Origin of the sequence: Cohaesibacter marisflavi, from assembly GCF_900115225.1 — a bacterium.
Taxonomy (GTDB): Bacteria; Pseudomonadota; Alphaproteobacteria; order Rhizobiales; family Cohaesibacteraceae; genus Cohaesibacter; species Cohaesibacter marisflavi.
The window spans coordinates 161,771-181,965 of sequence record NZ_FOVR01000004.1 but is presented as its reverse complement, the minus strand read 5'-3'; the positions used below and the strand labels follow the sequence as shown (position 1 = coordinate 181,965).

General features: G+C 52.1%; 18 protein-coding genes and 1 tRNA gene. 10 read left to right on the top strand and 9 right to left on the bottom strand.

Going from position 1 to position 20,195, the window contains the following annotated elements:
• Positions 1-101 precede the first annotated feature (101 nt).
• From BM258_RS24270 to parE, 5 genes are all read right to left on the bottom strand, one after another.
• Positions 102-578 carry a hypothetical protein gene (locus tag BM258_RS24270; protein ID WP_139229248.1) on the bottom strand — a complete coding sequence of 159 codons (477 nt, stop codon included), beginning with the start codon at positions 576-578 and terminating at the stop codon, positions 102-104.
• Positions 579-712: 134 nt separating this feature from the next.
• Positions 713-1,459, bottom strand: a complete 747-nt coding sequence (locus BM258_RS09835; protein WP_090071640.1) for a hypothetical protein — start codon at positions 1,457-1,459, stop codon at positions 713-715.
• Positions 1,460-1,634: 175 nt separating this feature from the next.
• Complete coding sequence (locus BM258_RS09830; protein WP_244544662.1) at positions 1,635-1,913, bottom strand: hypothetical protein; 279 nt, start codon at positions 1,911-1,913, stop codon at positions 1,635-1,637.
• 214 nt (positions 1,914-2,127) lie between these two features.
• Positions 2,128-2,523, bottom strand: coding sequence for a TIGR02301 family protein (locus BM258_RS09825; protein WP_175528020.1), 396 nt, complete (start codon positions 2,521-2,523; stop codon positions 2,128-2,130).
• Positions 2,513-4,582: a DNA topoisomerase IV subunit B gene (gene parE, locus BM258_RS09820; protein WP_090071635.1), complete on the bottom strand. Its 2,070-nt coding sequence runs from the start codon at positions 4,580-4,582 to the stop codon at positions 2,513-2,515. Before parE ends, BM258_RS09825 begins: the two co-directional genes overlap by 11 nt.
• A gap of 252 nt (positions 4,583-4,834) precedes the next feature.
• Between parE and BM258_RS09815 the strand changes: the two genes are divergently transcribed.
• Positions 4,835-5,173, top strand: coding sequence for a hypothetical protein (locus BM258_RS09815; protein ID WP_090071634.1), 339 nt, complete (start codon positions 4,835-4,837; stop codon positions 5,171-5,173).
• Between the two features lie 54 nt (positions 5,174-5,227).
• The gene (locus BM258_RS09810; RefSeq protein ID WP_090071631.1) at positions 5,228-5,812 is read left to right on the top strand and encodes a histidine phosphatase family protein; all 585 of its coding nucleotides are present in this window, start codon (positions 5,228-5,230) and stop codon (positions 5,810-5,812) included.
• Between the two features lie 27 nt (positions 5,813-5,839).
• On the opposite strand, the gene BM258_RS09805 is transcribed toward BM258_RS09810, so the two are convergent.
• From BM258_RS09805 to BM258_RS09795, 3 genes are all read right to left on the bottom strand, one after another.
• Complete coding sequence (locus BM258_RS09805) at positions 5,840-6,325, bottom strand: hypothetical protein (protein ID WP_090071629.1); 486 nt, start codon at positions 6,323-6,325, stop codon at positions 5,840-5,842.
• Positions 6,326-6,493: 168 nt separating this feature from the next.
• Complete coding sequence (glnA, locus tag BM258_RS09800; RefSeq protein ID WP_090071627.1) at positions 6,494-7,903, bottom strand: type I glutamate--ammonia ligase; 1,410 nt, start codon at positions 7,901-7,903, stop codon at positions 6,494-6,496.
• Positions 7,904-8,073: 170 nt separating this feature from the next.
• Entirely contained in the window at positions 8,074-8,412 is a 339-nt protein-coding gene (locus BM258_RS09795) for a P-II family nitrogen regulator (protein WP_090071626.1), read from the bottom strand.
• Between the two features lie 685 nt (positions 8,413-9,097).
• Between BM258_RS09795 and BM258_RS09790 the strand changes: the two genes are divergently transcribed.
• Positions 9,098-10,735 carry an NAD(P)H-hydrate dehydratase gene (locus tag BM258_RS09790; protein ID WP_244544661.1) on the top strand — a complete coding sequence of 546 codons (1,638 nt, stop codon included), beginning with the start codon at positions 9,098-9,100 and terminating at the stop codon, positions 10,733-10,735.
• A gap of 55 nt (positions 10,736-10,790) precedes the next feature.
• Here BM258_RS09790 and BM258_RS09785 read toward each other — a convergent pair whose 3' ends face one another.
• Positions 10,791-11,324, bottom strand: a complete 534-nt coding sequence (locus BM258_RS09785; protein WP_090071624.1) for a P-loop nucleotide/nucleoside kinase family protein — start codon at positions 11,322-11,324, stop codon at positions 10,791-10,793.
• A gap of 313 nt (positions 11,325-11,637) precedes the next feature.
• On the opposite strand from BM258_RS09785, the gene BM258_RS09780 reads away from it, so the two are divergent.
• The 7 genes from BM258_RS09780 (at position 11,638) to BM258_RS09745 (ending at position 20,104) form a co-directional block, all read left to right on the top strand.
• A tRNA-Leu gene (locus BM258_RS09780) sits at positions 11,638-11,722 on the top strand.
• A 231-nt stretch (positions 11,723-11,953) separates the two neighbouring features.
• Positions 11,954-13,303: a trigger factor gene (gene tig / locus BM258_RS09775; RefSeq protein WP_090071621.1), complete on the top strand. Its 1,350-nt coding sequence runs from the start codon at positions 11,954-11,956 to the stop codon at positions 13,301-13,303.
• Between the two features lie 495 nt (positions 13,304-13,798).
• On the top strand, positions 13,799-14,446 hold the full coding sequence (locus BM258_RS09770; RefSeq protein ID WP_090071619.1) for an ATP-dependent Clp protease proteolytic subunit: 648 nt from the start codon (positions 13,799-13,801) through the stop codon (positions 14,444-14,446).
• A 267-nt stretch (positions 14,447-14,713) separates the two neighbouring features.
• Positions 14,714-15,982 (top strand): ATP-dependent Clp protease ATP-binding subunit ClpX, encoded by a 1,269-nt coding sequence (gene clpX / locus BM258_RS09765; protein ID WP_090071617.1) that lies wholly within the window; start codon positions 14,714-14,716, stop codon positions 15,980-15,982.
• 389 nt (positions 15,983-16,371) lie between these two features.
• Positions 16,372-18,798, top strand: coding sequence for an endopeptidase La (lon, locus tag BM258_RS09755; RefSeq protein ID WP_244544660.1), 2,427 nt, complete (start codon positions 16,372-16,374; stop codon positions 18,796-18,798).
• 295 nt (positions 18,799-19,093) lie between these two features.
• Positions 19,094-19,372: an HU family DNA-binding protein gene (locus tag BM258_RS09750; RefSeq protein ID WP_090071613.1), complete on the top strand. Its 279-nt coding sequence runs from the start codon at positions 19,094-19,096 to the stop codon at positions 19,370-19,372.
• Between the two features lie 222 nt (positions 19,373-19,594).
• The gene (locus BM258_RS09745) at positions 19,595-20,104 is read left to right on the top strand and encodes a hypothetical protein (RefSeq protein ID WP_139229247.1); all 510 of its coding nucleotides are present in this window, start codon (positions 19,595-19,597) and stop codon (positions 20,102-20,104) included.
• Positions 20,105-20,195 lie beyond the last annotated feature (91 nt).

Sequence of the window (20,195 nt, the reverse complement as noted above, 5' to 3'; positions counted from 1 at the left end):
GCAAATACGGTTTATTTGAGATGCTAAAACTGGAAATTGGACAATTTTCCCCAAATTTCAATTGGGCGCAGTAAAACCTGCTGTTGTAAAAAGTGACTATATCATTTGCGCGATTGTTGCGAAGCTTGAAAAGCCTCAAAGCAACTGGCCCAGGAAGACTCTTCTGCCGGGGTTTCCGGATCAAGTTTCGTCTTGATTTTGTTTTCGACATTATCAAGCAGATCGTCAAGGGTTTGGCCGGAGTGATCGGGCGTATCCTTGTCCACTTCTTCAAACAGATTGATCCAGCGATCCGTTGCGCGGCCAAAAAGCATCAGACGATCCAGCGCCCAAGATGGGTCGCTTGGGCGTAGCAGGCCGAGCAACGCCGCCACGATAGCGATCGGGCTTAGCATCAAATCACGCAGGTTGTCTGCAGCTAGTCTGAGCTGAAAGAAGAATGTACGCCGTACAACGTCGCCGTAACTCTGGGATTGATGGGGCTTTAGGCTGTGCTTCTTGCGCTTATATTGTTCATGGCGATTGGCATGAAGGGGCGCTAAGAGTCGCTTGTTCCTTGGATCCTTTGACCGTCTCATGCCGTGTTCCCGTGCCTATCAAGAAATGCGTTCGATAAAAAATAAATGCTATTGGCAGGTGCAATTTCTGATATGGCAAGATTAGCGGCTATTTCAAGAGCTGAAAAGTCAAAATTTGTCGCTAGACTAGCTGATTATTGCTCTTTGAAGAAATATTGCCAGACACCATCAGGGCTAATGCCAAGTATATAATAGGCATATTGCCCAGATTGTATGGTTTGCTGGTAGGCATCTGGCGGCAAGAGCTGGCGTAATTCTTCTCTTTGTGCTGTGTCGAGAGAGGATATCGGGTAGTGCGCGAAATAGGGCCAGACATAGGCCTCATAGGGCGAACCCCGCCCTACATGCACAAAGCCACTGGTCAGTGTATCAAAAAGCGCGTTGAGAATTTCCTCATCTTCACCGCTTTGGGAAAGGCTGCGTAGCTGCGCAACGGGATCGCGGCTGCTGGCGGCTGCTGCGCCGAAGCTGGGAGGCATTTCGTTCATTTCGATTGGCATGCGCAAGGCATCAAGGCTGTCTTCTTGGCTGGCTTCGAAAATGGCTTTTGCCATGCGCCAGACTGGCAGGGGCAGGGCGCCAAGGTCTCGTAAAATGACTGGACCTTGCGCAGGGGTGCTGGAGTAGGTCTTGCCACCCATTTCCTTGATAGAGCGACCATTCACGGTCGCTCGAGACCCTACGGGACCACTCGAATAAGGATATCCCTGACTGGAGGATGAATAGTCTGGCTGGGGAACCACGCCATTGATGGTCACGCCGCTTGCTGCAATGGCCGAGTGTTGCGACAACATGATTAGGGCCGTGCCCAGCACGATCCCCTGTGCCAAGGACAAAAGCACCAGACTGAAGGGCCTTTTGTTGTATAACTGAAGCGTCATGCCAGACCTTGTCGTTTCTTCTGCCTTCCTTTGCAAAGGAAGGCTCACGAACTTTGTCACAAGTGTTTCTGCCTGCGTGCGGTCTGATGATTGTTAGCGTGCCCTGATGTCTTTGCAAGCACAAACTCCTCGCGCAAGGCGCAAAAAGGGGAGCCGGTCGGGCTTTCCGCGACTTTTACTGAATGCGTCGATCCAGTGTGTAGTCGCCGCAAAGGATCCTGTCTGGCAAATCCGAACAGAATTCGGCGACGGTTTCTTCGCCATATGCCAGAACGAGGCTGCTGAGTGCCTGAAACAGGGCTGCGTGCGCCAGACAATCGATATTCATGCCGTCATCAGACGCCTGATCCCATAAATCGCCAAGAATACACAGCGCTTGCTGCTTCTGCTTGTCGATTTCGCGCATGTCTTTTTCCGGGGCAGAGCCTTGATTCACGATTGTTTGGTCGGCCATAGATGCGCGTCTCCTCGGAACGAGTGTTTGTCTTTATCCGGGGATTTTATCGCAAGACGCGGGCCATTTTTATCGAGGCTTACGCGCGGTGTCGCGGGTGGAATCCCAAGATGTTGATTCTGTTATCAATATCCAAGGGATAGCAGATTCTGCGGATCTGCGGGCAATTCCTTACCGAAAGGTTAAGGTTTTCCTGAGGATTTAACCTATATGGTTAACGCGCGTGTTTCAGCTTCAGCGTTGCGAGCAGGGATTGGCCTTCGGTGTGATAAAGGCGGGTTGCCTTGCGGGCCTGATCATTGCAACTTCTATAAGTCTTTGAGTAGGCGAGGTAACTCTTGTTGAAGTGATCTTTAAGTTGCCGCGCTCGGGCGTCGTCGGCATTTTCGGCTTCCAGCAAGGCTGCCATTTGAAAATACCAGTCTTTGGGATCGCTGCCGTTGCATAGAGGATCAAGATACATGAGAGCGCCAACGATTGAGCTCAAACGTCTGAGATTCTGCTCATAAGGGGGCAGATTGTTGTCGGCGGCTCTCCCCGGCAAGGGCGAAAGGCAAAATGCGGCTGTCATGATCAGCAGAAAGGCCGAAGCCTTTGCATTAAATGTCAAGATCGGTCGCAAATTCGGCATTTTCCTGAATGAATTCAAAGCGGGCTTCGGGTTTGTTCCCCATCAGACGGGTTACGACTTCCTTCGTTTGTCCCGGAATCATATCAACGATCTGAACTTTCAGCAATGTCCGGTTCTTGGGATCCATCGTTGTGTCCTTGAGCTGGTCAGAGCGCATTTCACCCAGACCTTTAAAGCGCCCGATCTCGATTTTTCCCTTGCCCTTGAATTCCTTGTCAAGCAGCTCATCCTTGTGCATATCGTCTCTGGCATAAAGCGTCTTGCCGCCCTGACTGATGCGATATAGCGGCGGAATGGCCAAAAACAGATGTCCGTTATGGATCAGTTGCGGCATCTCCCGCTGGAAATAGGTGAGCAATAGAGACGCAATATGGGCCCCGTCGACGTCAGCATCCGTCATGATGATGACGCGATCATAGCGCAGATCGTCATCATTGTAGTTTTTGCGGGTGCCACAGCCCAGCGCCTGAACCAGATCAGCCAGCAGTTGGTTGGCGTGGAGCTTGTCGCTGGAGGCACTGGCGACATTCAAGATCTTGCCGCGCAATGGCAGAACGGCCTGCGTGGTGCGGTTACGGGCCTGTTTGGCAGAGCCACCAGCTGAATCGCCCTCCACGATGAAGAGTTCGGTGTCGCCCTTGGCATTTTGCGAACAGTCGGCCAGCTTGCCCGGCAGACGCAGTTTGCGCACGGCCGATTTGCGGCTGACATCCTTTTCCTTGCGACGACGCAGACGTTCCTCCGCGCGGTCAATGACCCAGTCAAGAAGGCGGTTGGCCTGCTGGGGGGCATTGGTCAGCCAGTGGTCGAACTGGTCTCGAACGGCTTGCTCGACAATGCGCGTAGCGGCAGTGGTTGCGAGACGATCCTTGGTCTGACCAACAAATTCGGGCTCGCGAATGAAGACCGAGAGCAGGGCGCCAGCGCTGGTCATCACATCGTCTGCGGTGATCAGGGTGCCCTTCTTGTTGCTGGTCAGTTCGGCATAGTTTTTAAGGCCGCGCAACAAGGCTGTGCGCAGGCCGCTTTCATGGGTGCCGCCTTCGGGAGTTGGCACGGTGTTACAATAGGAATTGAAAAAGCCATCGCCACCAAACCAGCAAACAGCCCATTCCACGGCGCCGTGACCGGCTGACTTTTCGGTGCGGCCGGCGAAGATTTCCTGAGTAACGAGATTGGTCTTGCCAAGGGTGGCCGCCAGATAATCCTTCAGCCCTTCGGGGAAATGGAAGGTTGCCTTTGGTGGAACCTCCGGGCTGTGCTCCAGCAATTCCGGTGCACAGGACCAGCGGATTTCAACGCCGCCGAAAAGGTAGGCCTTGGAGCGCGCCATATTGAGCAACTGCTCTGGTTTAAAGCGGAGTTTCTTGCCGAAGATCTCGTGGTCCGGCTTGAAGGTGACCTTGGTGCCGCGCCTGTTATGCACGTCGCCGAGCAGCTCCAATGCGCCGGTAGGAATGCCGCGGGAGAAGCTCTGGCGATAGAGCTTCTTGTTGGAGGCAACTTCCACCACCATGCTCTCTGAAAGCGCATTGACGACGGATGCGCCCACGCCATGCAGACCACCAGATGTCTCATATACGGCAGAATCGAATTTGCCGCCCGCATGCAGAGTTGTCAGGATGACTTCCAGCGCCGACTTGTTGGGAAATTTCGGATGCGGATCGACCGGAATGCCGCGTCCGTTATCTGTGACGGTGATCACGTTGTCCGGCAAAAGCTCAACTTCAATCCATGAGGCATAGCCTGCGACGGCTTCGTCCATGGAGTTGTCGATGATCTCGGCAAACAGGTGATGCAACGCTTTTTCGTCGGTACCACCGATATACATGCCGGGTCTACGGCGTACGGGCTCCAGCCCTTCGAGAACTTCAATGTCTGCTGCTGTATAGTCGGCCTTTACCCCAGGAACCGACGCCGGGCTATTGTTCCCGGATTTTGGTTTCGGGGTGGCCGGAGCCGCAGGGGCGGCTTTGGGGGCGGGAGTGCCGCCCTTGGGTGTTGGCACAGAGGCAAAAAGATCGTCAGACGCAGACATAGACTACTCTTCGTTTCCGACAGGACAGTTACGGGCTCGGTAACGGAACAAATGAACGCTACCGATCCTTTTCGTTCGGTCTTAACAGTTTTCGGGCTGTTCGCAAGTGCGAATGATGCGCAATAAACGGCGCGAATCAGGCTCTTAATCGTTTCCACAATGTCTTTGGCTAAGGGGCACTGGTCAAGTGTTCGCTGCAAGGAAATGTGAATCCTCGCAGAAATCAGGCCTTTTACGAGCAGAAAGGGGGCCATGAGCCCCTCTGTTTGGCGTGCTTTGAGCATGCAGGGCTCTTTTGTGGCTGGTGAGCGAGACCTGATCGGGACAGGTGTGAAAAGTTTCAAATCATGGTTAATCTTTGTTAACTATTTGCCCCTTAAGTTTGGAACGTATGGGGACAAAACAAACGGATATTTCATGGAACAGGTTGAGGCTGAAATTGACAATCTGCGAACGTCGGTATTTGAGTTGAAATCAAGCCTCTACAGGGCCGACAGAGCGCGGATGCAATATCAGGATGTCTCAGGTATGTCCCCATGGCTTAATGCTACGGCGACATGTTTTCTTGCCTTGTTCTTCCTTTTGATCTAGGGCCGCGCTGTTTTGCCGATCTGGTGCGCAGCCCCGACCGGTTGAGCATTCTTCATGTTGGTTCGATACCTTATCCACCCACAAAGTCTGGACAATTTGTCTCTTTCTCAGAGCGCCTGTGCGCTTGATGACGATGCGCGTGCGCGTGCCGAGGCTCTTGCAAATAGCGGCCTGCTGGATGGCACGTCCTATATTTTCTCCAGTTCTCACGCCATGACTCGCCAGACAGCATCCATTATAGGGGATCGCTTGTCTATTCTTCCCAGTATTGATGCGGACATGGATGAAAGCGATAATCTGGTGACGGGCGCATTACCTCAGTTTGGTTTGGTGGGGCGATTGAAACGGCTTTTTTCGGCATATGAGGATCAGGGTGCGGCGCCGGGCGAGGATGCTATGGATGCGCAGGACCGTATCGCAGCTGCCTATCTTTCTGCAATGGAACGGGTGCTGACCAGTGGCATGCGCGGAGATGTCCTGATGGTTGGTCATGGGCGCGTTGGTGCGCTGCTCTTCTGCTATCTGGCCGGGCAGGGCATCGGGGCTGAATTTACTCCGCCACCGGCGGGATATTATTTCACCTATGACTGGGGCGCACGCAAAATGCTCCATGGCTGGCAGGCAATGGAAGAGGCTTGAGTCTCGATGGCTAATAATCTCTCAGGTTTAGTTGCCACCTAGCAATCTGCGTAGGTAAGTACGGAGGCTCGTTCCTTGACGGGAGCCTTTGAATTTTCTGAAGGCCTGGACTATTTTTTGACCCTCGCGTTTCATTCGCTTTGGATCGTCAAGATGGATCTTCAATTTGAGATGTTGGCAGGACACAGTGCGTGTGGTCGGATCAATTGTTTCTAACAACAGATAGTTCCACTCAGTCTCGACTATGAATGATAATCTGGACAAGCCTTTAGTATGCTGGAGGTCAAATGCGCAGATGGCACCAAGAGAATCCTTTGATTTTTTCTGGAGACCTTGTAGCGATTGGGTGAGCATCGGTAAGGCCGTAAGGTTTATGCCCGCTTCTTGAATGAACAATTCGGCGATGCCAGCCAAACTATCCACCGGTGGGATGTTGACATCTTTGTATTCCTTGAGTTTTTCCAGTGCTTCGCTGTGACTGGCATTTTGCAGGCTTCGCTTTTGGTGGCGCATCTTGGATTGTCAATAACGTGAGAGAATATGAGGATTCTGATTGTTGCAGTCTTGGCTTAACTCTGAGTAAAAGGGACTGAGTGAGGCGGCGATAATAAAAAGGGCCGGTAAAAACCGGCCCTTCTTAATTTTGCTTCCAGTGTGCTTGGCGGCGCCAGGCACTGGGAATTAGCAGCTGTAGTACATTGCGAATTCAACCGGATGCGGGGTGTGTTCGAACAGCTGAATTTCTTCTTCCTTGAGTTCGATGTAACCGTCGATCTGGTCTTTGGTGAATACGTCGCCAGCCAGCAGGAAGTCATGGTCAGCCTTGAGGCATTCGATGGCTTCACGCAGGGAACCACAAACGGTTGGGATCCCTTCGAGTTCTTCTGCAGGCAGATCGTACAGGTTTTTGTCCATTGCATCGCCCGGATGGATCTTGTTCTTGATGCCGTCAAGGCCGGCCATCAGAAGAGCGGAGAAGCAGAGGTACGGGTTAGCGGACGGATCCGGGAAGCGAGCTTCAACGCGTTTTGCCTTTGGAGATTCGGTCCAAGGAATACGGATGCAGCCAGAACGGTTACGTGCAGAATAGGCACGAAGAACCGGAGCTTCAAAGCCCGGGATCAGGCGCTTGTAGGAGTTGGTCGATGGGTTGGTGAAAGCATTCAAGGTTTTTGCATGCTTCAGGATACCACCGATGAAGTACAGGGCTTCGTCGGACAGATCAGCATATTTGTCGCCAGCGAAGAGCGGTTTGCCGTCTTTCCAGATGGACATGTTGCAGTGCATGCCGGTGCCGTTATCACCATAGATTGGCTTAGGCATGAAGGTGGCGGATTTGCCATATGCCTGAGCAACGTTATGGATGACATATTTGTATTTCTGCAGCTCGTCACCCTGTTTGGTGAGGCTATCGAAAATCAGGCCCAGTTCGTGCTGGCAAGAAGCCACTTCGTGGTGATGCTTGTCAACTTTCATGCCGAGAGATTTCATGGTGGAAAGCATCTCGGAACGAATGTCCTGAGCATAGTCGGTTGGGTTCACAGGGAAGTAACCGCCTTTGATGCCCGGACGATGACCGGTGTTGCCGGTTTCGTATTCGGAATCGGTGTTCCAGGAAGCGTCGATTGCGTCAACTTCGTAGGAAACCTTGTTCATGGTGTTGGCATAACGAACGTCGTCGAAGATGAAGAATTCAGCTTCTGGGCCGAAGTAGGCAACGTCACCAATGCCGGAAGCCTTGAGGTATGCTTCAGCTTTTTCCGCGGTGCCACGTGGGTCGCGTTCGTAAGGAGCGCCCGTATCAGGCTCAACAACAGAACAGTGAATGCAGAGCGTTTTTTCTGCATAGAACGGATCGATGTAAGCGCTTGCGCAGTCTGGCATCAGCTTCATGTCAGAAGCTTCAATGGATTTCCAGCCGGCGATAGAGGAACCGTCAAACATGAAGCCTTCTTCGAGGAAGTCTTCATCGACCTGGTCTTCAATAACGGTTACGTGCTGCAATTTACCGCGAGGGTCGGTAAAACGGATGTCAACATACTTGACGTCCTGATCTGAGATCAACTTGACGATTTCAGCTGGTGTGCTCATTCCAGTATCCTTTACTGTCTGTAAATTAGGAAAAGGCCAACGTCTTGCACTCCGTTGTTCCGTATTCCCACTTGAGTCTGAACTGTTCCCTTAGAAGGTGTTTTATTGTCCCTTGGAAGGTGTTTTTGTAAGTCTCTGGCCGGGAGAGCCAGAGGCTTTGTATTCTTGTCTTAGATGGCGTCGTTGCCGGTTTCACCGGTACGAATGCGAATGGCCTGCTCAACAGTGGAGATGAAAATCTTACCGTCGCCGATACGACCTGTCTGCGCTGCCTTCTGGATGGCTTCCACGGCATCGTCGACCTGATCTTCGGCGAGGATGACCTCGACCTTCACTTTGGGAAGAAAATCGACGACATATTCAGCGCCGCGATACAGTTCGGTGTGACCTTTCTGCCGGCCAAACCCTTTTGCTTCGATCACTGTGATACCCTGCAAACCAACTTCCTGCAGAGCTTCTTTGACTTCATCGAGTTTGAAAGGTTTGATAATTGCCTCGATCTTTTTCATGGCTGTTCGCTTTCCCAAACTATTTGTGCTTTGGAGCCTCTATCAACCAGAGATCGATCTGCAAACGCCCAATCACACCCTGGTTAACTTTTGAGCCGGATTGCCTCAGTCATCCGAAGCCCCAAGGGACATCTTCAGCCGCTTTCCGGTTTGTGAAAATTTATGCATTCTACGTGCCAATTGTGTTGTTCGGAATAAAAGCAGGAAATCCCGTCCTTCACCAGTACCCAAGGGTCGAATTTTAAGGCATTTTGGGGAAATGAAATGATGTAAAAATAGGCAATTGATGCAATTTTGATCATTAGACCTTTCGGCTAGGGGGCGAATTCGGTGACTTTAATGGTCACTTTTAGGTCACTTTTTTCCGAAAAACCCTTCTTTTGCATAATATCAAGGCACTGATTGCTCTCTTAAATGTCGCGCTTTGTGGGGCTGTTTGACGCAGCGTTGCAGCCTCTTTTGTTGTGGCAATTTGTTAACGGGGAGCCGGTGATGGACTGGAGGTGCTGTTTGCGCCGGGGAGTGATCTGTAGAAAGCGATAAATACGGGCAATTGTGGAATGCGTGATTGTTGTTTCGCAATTCTGGCTATAGATTCCCAAAGAGAGTCAAGTGCTTCGCAGTGCGTGTTGCCGCGGCCTGTCACCAGATGTCTGGAGGGTCGTCTTATTGAGGAATGTCTGGGATGTCTGAGCTGAGTGAAACCGCAATTGAAATTCTAACGCCAAAGCAAATGGGGGAGGCGGATCGTCTTACCATTGAAGGGGGCGTGGACGGCTACCAGTTGATGGAAAGCGCAGGGCAAGCGGTAGCCACTGCTGCGATTGACCTTCTGGAGCGGAAAACCGGTTCGGGGGCGTCGGGCATGGTCTGCATTCTGTGTGGGCCGGGAAACAATGGTGGTGACGGCTTTGTTGCCGCGCAGCTTCTGGAAGAAGAAGGCTGGAGCGTCATTATCGGTTGTTCTGTGGAAGTGGATGACCTTAAGGGGGATGCACGTCAGGCTGCGGAAGAATGGGGCGATGAGGTTTATGCGCTTTCTGCCAGCCTGTGGGATGATTCTGACATCGTCATTGATGCCCTGTTCGGGGCTGGTCTGGATCGGCCAGTGACTGGCGAGATTGCTGAGTTGATCGATGCGCTCAATATGAGTGGCTTGCCGGTTCTGTCTGTGGATTTGCCCAGTGGCGTCGAAGGGGCCAGCGGGCAGATCGGTGGAGCGGCGGTGCGGGCCGACCAAACCGTTACCTTCTTTCGAAAGAAGCCGGGCCATCTGCTTTATCCGGGTAAGGCCTCTTGCGGGCGGATTCTTGTTGTCGATATTGGTATCGATGCGGATGTACTTGAAGAGACGGGCTGTTGCGCCTTTGAAAATGGGCCGGCTCTGTGGTTGGGAAACTGGCCAGAGGCGCTCAAGCCGCTGGAAGTCATTCAGGCCGAGCGGTTGGCAGATCACAAATTTCACCGGGGTCACTGTCTCGTGCTGAGTGGAGATGCCTTGCATAGCGGCGCGGCGCGACTGGCAGCCCGCGCAGCGCTGAGGGCCGGAGCCGGTCTTGTAACTCTGGCCCCGCCGGAAGAGGCTGCTCAGTCTGTCGCGCAACACGTGACCTCCATCATGATCGAGCCAATGAAAATTGCCGGTTCTCTGGATGGACTCTTTGACAAGCGGGATTGTGATATTTTGGTGGCCGGACCGGCGCTCGGGACGGGGGGCGATCAGCAGCGCTTGATTGAGCAGGCGTTGGAACTCGATATGGGGCTGCTTTTCGATGCCGACGGAATAACCTGTTTTGCGGAAGGGGTAGCGGCTGGCTCCATGAGTATGGCCATGATGCGTGATTCTCCAGCGGCGCAGTCGGGACGGCTGGTTCTAACCCCGCATGAGGGGGAATTCGCACGCTTATTCCCGGATCTTTCCTATCGGATGAGGGAGGAGAAGCAGCTTTCCAAACTTGATTGTGCGGTCGCGGCGTCTCAGCGTTCCGGAGCGGTTATCATTCTCAAGGGCGCTGACACTGTGGTTGCGAGCCCGGATGGTTATGCCGTTATTCACTCGCAAGGCATTCCGTATCTGGCGACAGCGGGGAGCGGTGATGTTTTGGCTGGTATCGTTGGTGGTTTGATGGCGCAGGGCATGCCGGCATTTGATGCTGCTTCAGCTGCCGTATGGTTGCATAGTCAGGCCGGGGCCACGCTCGGTCCTGGTCTTATCTCTGAGGACCTCATCGAGATATTGCCAAAAGTCTATGAAGCCCTGTTTGAGGATTATGATCCAGATGAGAATGGTCCGGATCTGGAGAGCTACGGCGACGATGACTGACGCTTTAGTGCGAGAGGAAGGGCTTCCTCCCTTCCTTAGACACATGCCTGTTGCTCTAGATGATCTTGGATGTCTCTGATAGTTTGATGGTGGACAGAATCTGTTTGGTCGCGTCTTCTGGGATGGTCGTGTTGGACACGATGTGGTCCGGAGAATCACTGAATGCGGGTAGGGCTTTTCTTATGGCCTCGTAGGTGGTTTGAACTTGAGGACCCAGCCGCTCGCGATTTTGCCTTGTGGCTTCTCGTTGTTCGACAGTGGCGAGCGGCGCCCACAGGGTGAAAATATGGAATGTGCAGCTTTCATCGGGTGGCAACAAGTGCCGGAAGTCTTGTAGTTGTGCGTATGTGGTGAAGATGTAGTCGAACAGTACTATTTCTGCGCCCATTGTCAGATAGCTGTTGATCAGAGCGGCTGCCGCTCGATAGGTCGATCCTGCGCCCAGAAGGGCGCGCGCATGGGCGGGAGCAAAGGAGCGCAAGCAATCCCCTGATTTAGAGATCATATTGGGAAGCGCGCCGACCAGTTGCGCACTAATTGTGCTTTTTCCAACGCCGGCAGGTCCATTGATGACAATGATTGTAGGCATGGCCTCATTCCGTTTGTCTATTAGAGATCCAAGATGCACATCGGGGAGCCTTGGACATATCTTGGTTTACGCCGCTATCATTAGACAATCCCTTTTGCTTTGCTGGGTGAATGGTTGAGGTGGATAATATGGAGCAGGGGGCCTGTTACGCTGTGGATCATCTGCCGGCAGAGATCATTTCTGTCGAAATCTCACCGAATACCCCCAACGCCGTGGGGAATTTTGCACTTTTTGTGAATTTCCCTTTGCGCTTTCCATATCGGGTGTTATAGAGGCTCCGCTCGATTTGCTGGCGCAACAGGCGCAGCGCTGTGCGGGTGTGGTGGAATTGGTAGACACGCCAGATTTAGGTTCTGGTGGCGAGAGCCGTGGGGGTTCAAGTCCCTCCACCCGTACCATAGCTTCTCTTTTTCAGGTCAAATCGGAAAAGAGGAGGAGACAGGTGTAGGCCGTACGATGGAAGGCTTTTGCCCCGTCGCGGCCTGTCTTTGTTGTTAGTGATAGGCGTGAGGCTGTTTGACGACAGCAAATTGATACGAAATTGGACGCACCGAACCTGTTGGAATGTTCGACCTGTTTGGCGCGCCTCGAACCAAACTGAATTTGACAAAGAACGAAAGCAGATTGATATGCAGGTCACTGAAACCCTGTCCGAAGGTCTGAAACGCGAACTGAACGTCGTGGTTCCTGCTTCTGATCTCGAAGCCAAGCTGGTCGCCAAAATTGATGAAATCAAGGGTCAGATCCGAATTAACGGCTTCCGCCCAGGCAAGGTGCCGGCATCTCATGTCCGTAAACTGCATGGTAAAGCCCTGATGGGTGAAATCATCCAGGAGCTGATCAACGAGACCACTCGGACCACTCTGGAAGAGCGTAACGAAAAATCGGCCATGCAGCCGCAGTATAAACTGACCGAAGATGAAGCCGAAGCGGCTAAAATCATGGATGGTCAGGCTGATCTGGACTTCACCATCATTTATGAAGTGCTGCCAACCATCGAAGTGGCTGACGTTTCTGGCGTTGAAGTCGAGCGTCCGGTTGTGGATGTTGAAGATAGCGAAGTTGAGGAACGCCTCGGCCAGATCGCTGAAAGCTCCCGTCCTTTCGAAACCAAAGAAGGCAAAGCTGAAAATGGCGATCGCGTTGTCATGTCCTATCTGGGCAAGATTGACGGCGAAGCCTTTGAGGGTGGTGCTGATGAAAATGGTCAGCTGGTTCTCGGTTCCGGTCAGTTTATTCCGGGCTTTGAAGAACAGCTCGTCGGCCTTGCTGCTGGCGACGAAACCGTTGTCAAAGTGAAATTCCCTGAAGAATATGGCGCTGAGCATCTTGCTGGCAAAGACGCCGAATTCGAAGTGACCGTCAAAGAAGTTCAGGCTCCGGGCGAGCTGGAACTGGATGATGAATTCGCTACCAAGCTTGGCATCGAATCTCTTGATAAACTCAAAGAGCTGATCAAGGACCAGATCGTTTCCCAGTATGGCCAGATGACCCGTCAGCGCGTCAAACGTCAGCTGCTCGACAAAATGGACGAGCTGCATCAGTTTGAAGTGCCACCAACCCTTCTGGAACAGGAATTCGAGAATATCTGGCGTCAGGTTACAGCTGAAATGAATGAAGCTGGTAAAACCTTCGAAGACGAAGATACGACCGAAGACAAAGCTAAGGAAGAATACAAAACCATCGCAGAGCGTCGTGTTCGCCTTGGTCTGGTTCTTTCCGAAATCGGTGAGAAAAACGAAATCACCGTTTCCGACGAAGAAGTGCAGCGCGGCATCATGCAGCGTGCTCAGCAGTTCCCGGGTCAGGAACGTCAGGTATTCGAATATTACACGAAGACTCCTGAAGCGCTGGCTTCCATTCGTGCGCCGATCTTCGAAGAAAAAGTTGTCGACTATCTGCTCGAGTTGGTGAAGGTTGAAGACAAGACCGTAACCAAGGAAGAGCTGGAGAAAATGGTCACCGAAGACGAAGAATAAGGTCTGACCACTCCTTCGACAGAAGATCAAGACGCCTGCCGTTTTTAGACGGTGGGCGTCTTTGTTGTTTACAACATGTTGAATTTATCCCGCTTAACCATATCTATTCATTTTAGAAAGTGAATAGACTGGTCAGGCCCCGCTTTTACCAGATAGGATTTTGGTGCGGCATAAAGATCAGCTGATTCCCCACTCTTTGAGTATTTGTCAGTAAAATATTCATTGTCGCAGTGCTAATGGAATGAAAAAGATCCGTTCTCGTGATTCTCGATTGTTCCAGACTGCGCGTTTCATAAGGGTGGGATAGAAGTCACGGCATGGATGCGCTATGCCTGACATTGCCTTTGCGAAAGAATCGTTTTTTGCTGGGCGTGATCGAAAATTGGTGGCTCTTGTCACCAGATGGCCTTATTCAGCGTTAGTGTTTAAGGTTTGGCGTGCGGTGCAGAGGGTAGAAGACGCCTGCGCCCAATTGGTGTTGATAAGGAAAGACGAATGAAGGATCCTCTCGATCTCACTATGAATCTGGTTCCAATGGTAGTGGAGCAGTCAAACCGCGGTGAACGCGCCTATGACATCTATTCACGCCTCCTGAAGGAACGCATCATCTTTATCACGGGCCCGATTGAAGATCATATGGCCGCGCTTGTTTGCGCCCAGTTGCTTTTTCTGGAAGCGGATAACCCCAAGAAAGAGATTTCGCTTTACATCAACTCGCCAGGTGGCGTGGTTACTGCAGGCATGTCGATCTATGACACCATGCAGTTCATCAAGCCTCCGGTCGCAACGCTTTGTCTGGGGCAGGCCGCCTCGATGGGCTCGCTGCTGCTGTGCGCTGGCGAGAAGGATATGCGCTTTGCGCTTCCGAACGCGCGCATCATGGTGCATCAGCCATCCGGTGGTTTTCAGGGGCAGGCGTCTGACATCCAGCGCCATGCAGAAGACATTCTGAAAATGAAGCGTCGCCTGAATGAAGTCTATGTAAAGCATTGCGGACAGGATTATGAAACCGTCGACAAGACACTTGATCGCGACCATTTCATGACCGCAACCGAGGCCAAGGACTGGGGGCTTGTCGACAAGGTTGTCGAGAACCGCAATTCGCTTGCGCCGGAAGAATCAAAAGAAAAAGACAAGGATTAAGATCCTTGTTGATCCAGCCAATGTATTTGAACGTATTCAAACTGGCTGGTTTCAGGCATTCCGAAAAGATCCTGTTAAACCTATATTGATCTTTTCGGGTACATGCTTTCATAAATCTGGCGGCATATAGCTGAATTTGGCTAATTTATGCTTCTGACGTCAGGGAGTTTGGGTTTATTTTGCTTGCAGACATTGCTGAGCAATTTAAACTAGAAGGCCGGTAATCTATGAGAGACTGCCGACTGCAACGAAAAAAGAGGCACATACATGAGCAAGGCTGGTGGTGGTGATAGCAAAAATACGCTCTACTGCTCCTTCTGTGGCAAAAGCCAGCATGAAGTGCGCAAGCTGATTGCGGGTCCAACGGTTTTCATCTGCGATGAATGCGTTGAACTGTGCATGGATATCATCCGCGAAGAAAACAAATCTTCAATGGTGAAGTCCAAGGACGGTATTCCGACACCGCAGGAAATTTGCGATGTGCTTGACGATTATGTAATTGGGCAAGGCCGGGCGAAGAAGGTTCTTTCTGTCGCCGTTCATAACCATTACAAGCGTCTTGCTCACGGCAAGAAAACAACTGATCTCGAACTTGCCAAGTCCAACATCATGCTGATCGGCCCGACCGGTTGCGGCAAGACCTTCCTTGCCCAGACCATGGCGCGCATTCTGGATGTGCCTTTCACGATGGCTGATGCAACAACCCTGACCGAAGCCGGGTATGTTGGTGAAGATGTCGAGAATATCATTCTTAAGCTGCTTCAGGCCGCCGACTATAATGTCGAACAGGCCCAGCGCGGCATTGTCTATATCGATGAGATCGACAAGATCTCGCGCAAGTCCGATAACCCATCCATCACGCGCGATGTGTCGGGTGAGGGCGTGCAGCAGGCCTTGTTGAAGATCATGGAAGGTACCGTGGCGTCTGTTCCGCCTCAGGGTGGGCGTAAGCATCCGCAGCAGGAATTCCTGCAGGTGGACACGTCCAACATCCTGTTTATCTGTGGTGGCGCCTTTGCAGGTCTGGACAAGATCATTTCGGCCCGCGGCGTCGAGAGCTCCATTGGCTTTGCGGCCAAAGTGGAAGATCCTGATGAACGCGGCACAGGTGAGCTGTTCAAGGAGCTTGAACCAGAAGATCTGCTCAAATTCGGTCTGATACCGGAATTTGTCGGTCGTTTGCCGGTTCTGGCAACCCTTGAGGATCTGGATGAAGACGCTCTTGTCTCCATTTTGACCCAGCCAAAGAATGCGATTGTGAAGCAGTATCAGGCTTTGTTTGAAATGGAAGGTATTCGCCTGACATTCCATGATGAAGCTCTGCGTGGGGTTTCCCGCAAGGCAATCGAGAGAAAAACTGGTGCACGTGGTCTGCGCTCCATTCTGGAAGCCATCCTGCTTGACACAATGTATGAGCTCCCTGGGCTCGAAGGTGTTGAAGAAGTGGTCATTTCCGGCGATGTGGTCAAAGGCGAGGCACGTCCGCTTTATATCTATGGAGATATGAAGAGCGAAGCTGAGCCGACATCCGCCTGATTGGTCGGTCTTTTTCTCAAAGAAATCAAAGGGCGGCCTTGGGTCGCCTTTTTTGTCGGTATGAAAATGCGTGTTTGGCGCTTTTCTTGCACGGGAAAACCGACACTTCGCCTGCTGGACAAACCGCTTTGTCGCAAGCCTTTTTTCACAAAGTTGGGAAGGGTTTGTGGAGTGGCTTGAAAAGCGTGTCGCGAAGCCCCAACTAAATGGTACCGTGAGACGGTTTTGTTTTTGTGTGAGTCTCACCCTGTTCATCTGCCGATGACGTTTCTGGTCCAACGGCTTGTTTTGAGCGTAGGACTATGTATCGGCTTTATTGCGGGCCAAGGGCCGCAGATGTACCCTGTCTCTGACGGGAAGGGTCAATGATCCAAGAAAGGTAGGAAAGCATGACCGAAGGACCTGCGATTGGCGCAGCCAACCCAATGGCTTCGGATACTTATCCGGTCTTGCCACTGAGAGACATCGTTGTCTTTCCACATATGATTGTTCCGCTTTTTGTGGGCCGCGAAAAATCCATTCGCGCTCTGGAAGAGGTGATGCAGTCTGACAAGATGATTCTGCTGGCTACGCAAATGAATGCCGGCGACGATGATCCTGCCCCAGAGGACATCTTTAAAATCGGTACGCTCGCAACCGTGTTGCAGCTGCTCAAGCTGCCTGACGGCACCGTGAAGGTGCTCGTTGAAGGCGTGAACCGCGCTAAGCTTGGCGACTTTACCAAACGTGATGATCTTTATGAAGCAACGGCAACGGTGCTGCATGATGAGGATGGCGAACGGGTTGAGGTCGAAGCGCTGGCACGTTCTGTTGCGACCGAATTTGAGAATTATGTGAAACTTAACAAGAAGGTTTCACCTGAAGTGATCGGGGCTGTGTCCCAGATCGATGACTATTCCAAACTGGCTGATACCGTAGCGTCCCATCTTGCTATCAAGATTCAGGAGAAGCAGGAAATCCTGGGTATCGTCAGCGTGATTGAACGCCTCGAGCAGGTGCTTGGCCTGATGGAGAGTGAAATCTCCGTTCTACAGGTTGAAAAGCGAATTCGCAGCCGCGTCAAGCGCCAGATGGAGAAAACCCAGCGCGAATATTATCTGAATGAGCAGATGAAGGCCATTCAGAAGGAGCTGGGTGATTCCGAAGAAGGTGCGGACGAGATTCGTGAGCTGGAACAGGCAATCGAGAAAACCAAGCTTTCCAAGGAAGCGAAGGAAAAGGCCGAGGCCGAGCTCAAGAAGCTCAAGCAGATGAGCCCGATGTCCGCTGAAGCGACCGTCGTGCGCAACTATCTCGACTGGCTGCTGGGTATTCCATGGAGCAAGAAGTCCCGCGTCAAAGTTGATCTTGAAAAGGCTGAAGAAGTCCTGGATATCGATCACTATGGCCTTGAGAAGGTTAAAGAGCGGATTATCGAGTATCTTGCAGTGCAGACGCGCACGAACAAGCTGAAAGGCCCGATTCTGTGTCTGGTTGGCCCTCCGGGTGTTGGTAAAACCTCGCTTGGCAAGTCCATCGCACGTGCTACCGGGCGTGAGTTTGTCCGCATGGCGCTTGGTGGCGTTCGTGACGAAGCCGAGATTCGCGGCCATCGCCGCACCTATATCGGCTCCATGCCGGGCAAGGTGATCCAGTCTATGAAGAAGGCCAAGAAGGCCAACCCACTGTTCCTTCTCGATGAGATCGACAAGATGGGTATGGACTTCCGTGGTGATCCGTCTTCGGCTCTGCTTGAAGTGCTCGATCCGGAACAGAACAGCACCTTCGTGGACCATTATCTTGAAGTGGAATATGACCTCTCCAACGTGATGTTCATCACTACGGCGAACACGCTCAATATTCCAGCTCCGCTGATGGACCGTATGGAAGTCATTCGTATCGCCGGTTACACCGAAGATGAAAAGGTTGAGATTGCACGGCGTCACCTACTGCCGAAAGCCATGTCTGATCATGGTCTCAAGGAGGGTGAGTTCAGCCTTGATGATGAGGCTTTGCGCCTGATCGTTCAGCGCTACACCCGTGAAGCCGGTGTGCGTAACCTTGAGCGTGAGCTGATGAAGCTTGGGCGTAAGGTGACCAAGGATCTGATTATGAAGAAACTCGACAAGATCGACGTCACTGTCGAGAATATCGAGGATTACCTTGGGGTTCCTCGGTTCCGCTTCGGCGAAATCGATGCCGAGGATCAGGTCGGTGTTGTCACCGGGCTTGCCTGGACGGAAGTGGGCGGCGAGTTGCTGACCATCGAAGGGGTCATGATGCCGGGTAAGGGCAAGATGACAGTAACGGGTAACTTGCGCGATGTGATGAAGGAATCAATTCAGGCTGCAGCCTCCTACGTGCGCTCGCGTGCGGTGGACTTTGGTGTCGAACCTCCGTTGTTCGACAAGAAGGACATCCACGTTCACGTTCCCGAAGGGGCAACGCCGAAGGACGGACCTTCTGCAGGTATCGCCATGGCTACGGCCATTGTTTCCCTGATGACCGGTATTCCGGTGCGCAAGGATATTGCGATGACGGGCGAGATCACCCTGCGCGGTCGTGTTCTGCCGATTGGTGGTTTGAAAGAGAAACTGCTCGCAGCCCTGCGCGGTGGCATCAAGACGGTGCTCATCCCTGAGGAAAATGCTAAAGACCTTGTCGATATTCCGGACAATGTTAAAAACGGCATGGAGATCATTCCGGTCAATAATGTTGGCCAGGTACTCGAAAAAGCACTGGTTGAAAAACTGGAGCCGATTGAGTGGGACGAAAGCCAGATGCCTGACCCAAGCGTTAAGTCCGAAAATGAGGAAAACGCCTCGGTTGCGCACTAAAAACCGCAGAATCGGTCGGGTTTTTTCGATCGATTTGGTTCATGGTCTTTGTGTCATGGATGAAAAATTGAGGCCCTTCCTATGTAGGAAGGGCCTTTTTTCGTTTTGTATCTGTTAATTCCTGTTTAAACCCACAGAAATGGCTGATTTCTGCGAAATTCCCTCTTGATTTCTGACCCAATTCACCAGATTGTCGCATTCCGCGTCTGGTATTTCCCAAGGTGTGTTGATTCTTAGTGGTGAAGCATTGCGAAGGACCATGAGCTTTTGCGATTGAACCGAAAAGGAAGATAATATGAACAAGAACGAACTGATCTCTGCTGTGGCGGAAAAAGCAGATCTCACCAAAGCACAGGCTGGCGAAGCGGTTGATGCGCTGTTTGACATCGTTTCTGATACCCTGAAAAGCGGCGACGAAGTCCGTATCATCGGCTTCGGCAACTTTTCTGTAACCGAACGTGCTGCGACTGAAGGTCGTAACCCCCGCACCGGTGACACCATTCAGATTCCTGCTTCCAAAACGCCTAAATTCAAGGCTGGTAAAGGTCTGAAGGACGCTGTTAACAGCAAATAAGAGCGGTATATTTCACGTCGCTGCAAGAATTTGACCCCCGGTCTCATATGGATCGGGGGTTTTTACGTTGAAGGATTGCCTGTATAAGCGTCACCTGAACCATAGGCGGCGCTCTTCGTGACCGAAACGCTCCGCACCAGACCAAGACAATCCTGTCGCTTCCCTGCTAATCCGATGCGCTCCTCCTTGAAGGGAGCCCGGGAAGAAACCGAAAGGTGGACCATGACCCAAATTTTGCTGACGCCCGACTGCGAGAAATGCGCTGCGCTCTGTTGCGTCTGTTTGGCTTTTGACAAATCGGAAGACTTTCCGATCGACAAGCCAAACGGTGAGCCTTGCCCGCAATTGTCTGACTGTCAAACCTGCAAGATTTATGAAGAGCGCGAACAGCAGGGCTATCGGGGCTGTATGCATTTTGATTGTCTGGGGGCAGGGCAGCGGGTGACGCAAGAGGTGTTTGGCGGCCGAAATTGGCGCGATGATCCCAAGTTGCTCGATCCAATGACGCGGGCGTTCGTCATCATGCTGAAGGTACATGAGTTGCTGGGGCTGCTTGATGCGGCCTCACGGTTGCCGCTCACCTATGAGGAAATGGATCGCTACGACGTGCTCATGAGCGAGTTGGCGCCCGCTGAGGGCTGGACTGAGGAGCTTTTGGAGGGCTTTGAGGGGCGTGGCACGGAAAAAGACGTTCATGCCTTCCTGAAGTCCCTGCGCCATCATGTGGCATGATGAAAATGGACTAAGGGGTAAGGTTGGTATGCGGTTCTCGCTCATTGCATGCCAGTTGTTGATGCCCCAGATGCCAGAAAAGCCGCCTATG

Excerpts from the sequence above, each read along its gene's own strand:
- BM258_RS24270 (WP_139229248.1), bottom strand. The coding sequence starts at position 578 with ATGAGACGGTCAAAGGATCCAAGGAACAAGCGACTCTTAGCGCCCCTT.
- BM258_RS09835 (WP_090071640.1), bottom strand. The coding sequence starts at position 1,459 with ATGACGCTTCAGTTATACAACAAAAGGCCCTTCAGTCTGGTGCTTTTG.
- BM258_RS09830 (WP_244544662.1), bottom strand. The coding sequence starts at position 1,913 with ATGGCCGACCAAACAATCGTGAATCAAGGCTCTGCCCCGGAAAAAGAC.
- parE (WP_090071635.1), bottom strand. The coding sequence starts at position 4,582 with ATGTCTGCGTCTGACGATCTTTTTGCCTCTGTGCCAACACCCAAGGGC.
- BM258_RS09815 (WP_090071634.1), top strand. The coding sequence starts at position 4,835 with ATGAGCCCCTCTGTTTGGCGTGCTTTGAGCATGCAGGGCTCTTTTGTG.
- BM258_RS09810 (WP_090071631.1), top strand. The coding sequence starts at position 5,228 with ATGTTGGTTCGATACCTTATCCACCCACAAAGTCTGGACAATTTGTCT.
- BM258_RS09805 (WP_090071629.1), bottom strand. The coding sequence starts at position 6,325 with ATGCGCCACCAAAAGCGAAGCCTGCAAAATGCCAGTCACAGCGAAGCA.
- glnA (WP_090071627.1), bottom strand. The coding sequence starts at position 7,903 with ATGAGCACACCAGCTGAAATCGTCAAGTTGATCTCAGATCAGGACGTC.
- BM258_RS09795 (WP_090071626.1), bottom strand. The coding sequence starts at position 8,412 with ATGAAAAAGATCGAGGCAATTATCAAACCTTTCAAACTCGATGAAGTC.
- BM258_RS09790 (WP_244544661.1), top strand. The coding sequence starts at position 9,098 with ATGTCTGAGCTGAGTGAAACCGCAATTGAAATTCTAACGCCAAAGCAA.
- BM258_RS09785 (WP_090071624.1), bottom strand. The coding sequence starts at position 11,324 with ATGCCTACAATCATTGTCATCAATGGACCTGCCGGCGTTGGAAAAAGC.
- tig (WP_090071621.1), top strand. The coding sequence starts at position 11,954 with ATGCAGGTCACTGAAACCCTGTCCGAAGGTCTGAAACGCGAACTGAAC.
- BM258_RS09770 (WP_090071619.1), top strand. The coding sequence starts at position 13,799 with ATGAAGGATCCTCTCGATCTCACTATGAATCTGGTTCCAATGGTAGTG.
- clpX (WP_090071617.1), top strand. The coding sequence starts at position 14,714 with ATGAGCAAGGCTGGTGGTGGTGATAGCAAAAATACGCTCTACTGCTCC.
- lon (WP_244544660.1), top strand. The coding sequence starts at position 16,372 with ATGACCGAAGGACCTGCGATTGGCGCAGCCAACCCAATGGCTTCGGAT.
- BM258_RS09750 (WP_090071613.1), top strand. The coding sequence starts at position 19,094 with ATGAACAAGAACGAACTGATCTCTGCTGTGGCGGAAAAAGCAGATCTC.
- BM258_RS09745 (WP_139229247.1), top strand. The coding sequence starts at position 19,595 with ATGACCCAAATTTTGCTGACGCCCGACTGCGAGAAATGCGCTGCGCTC.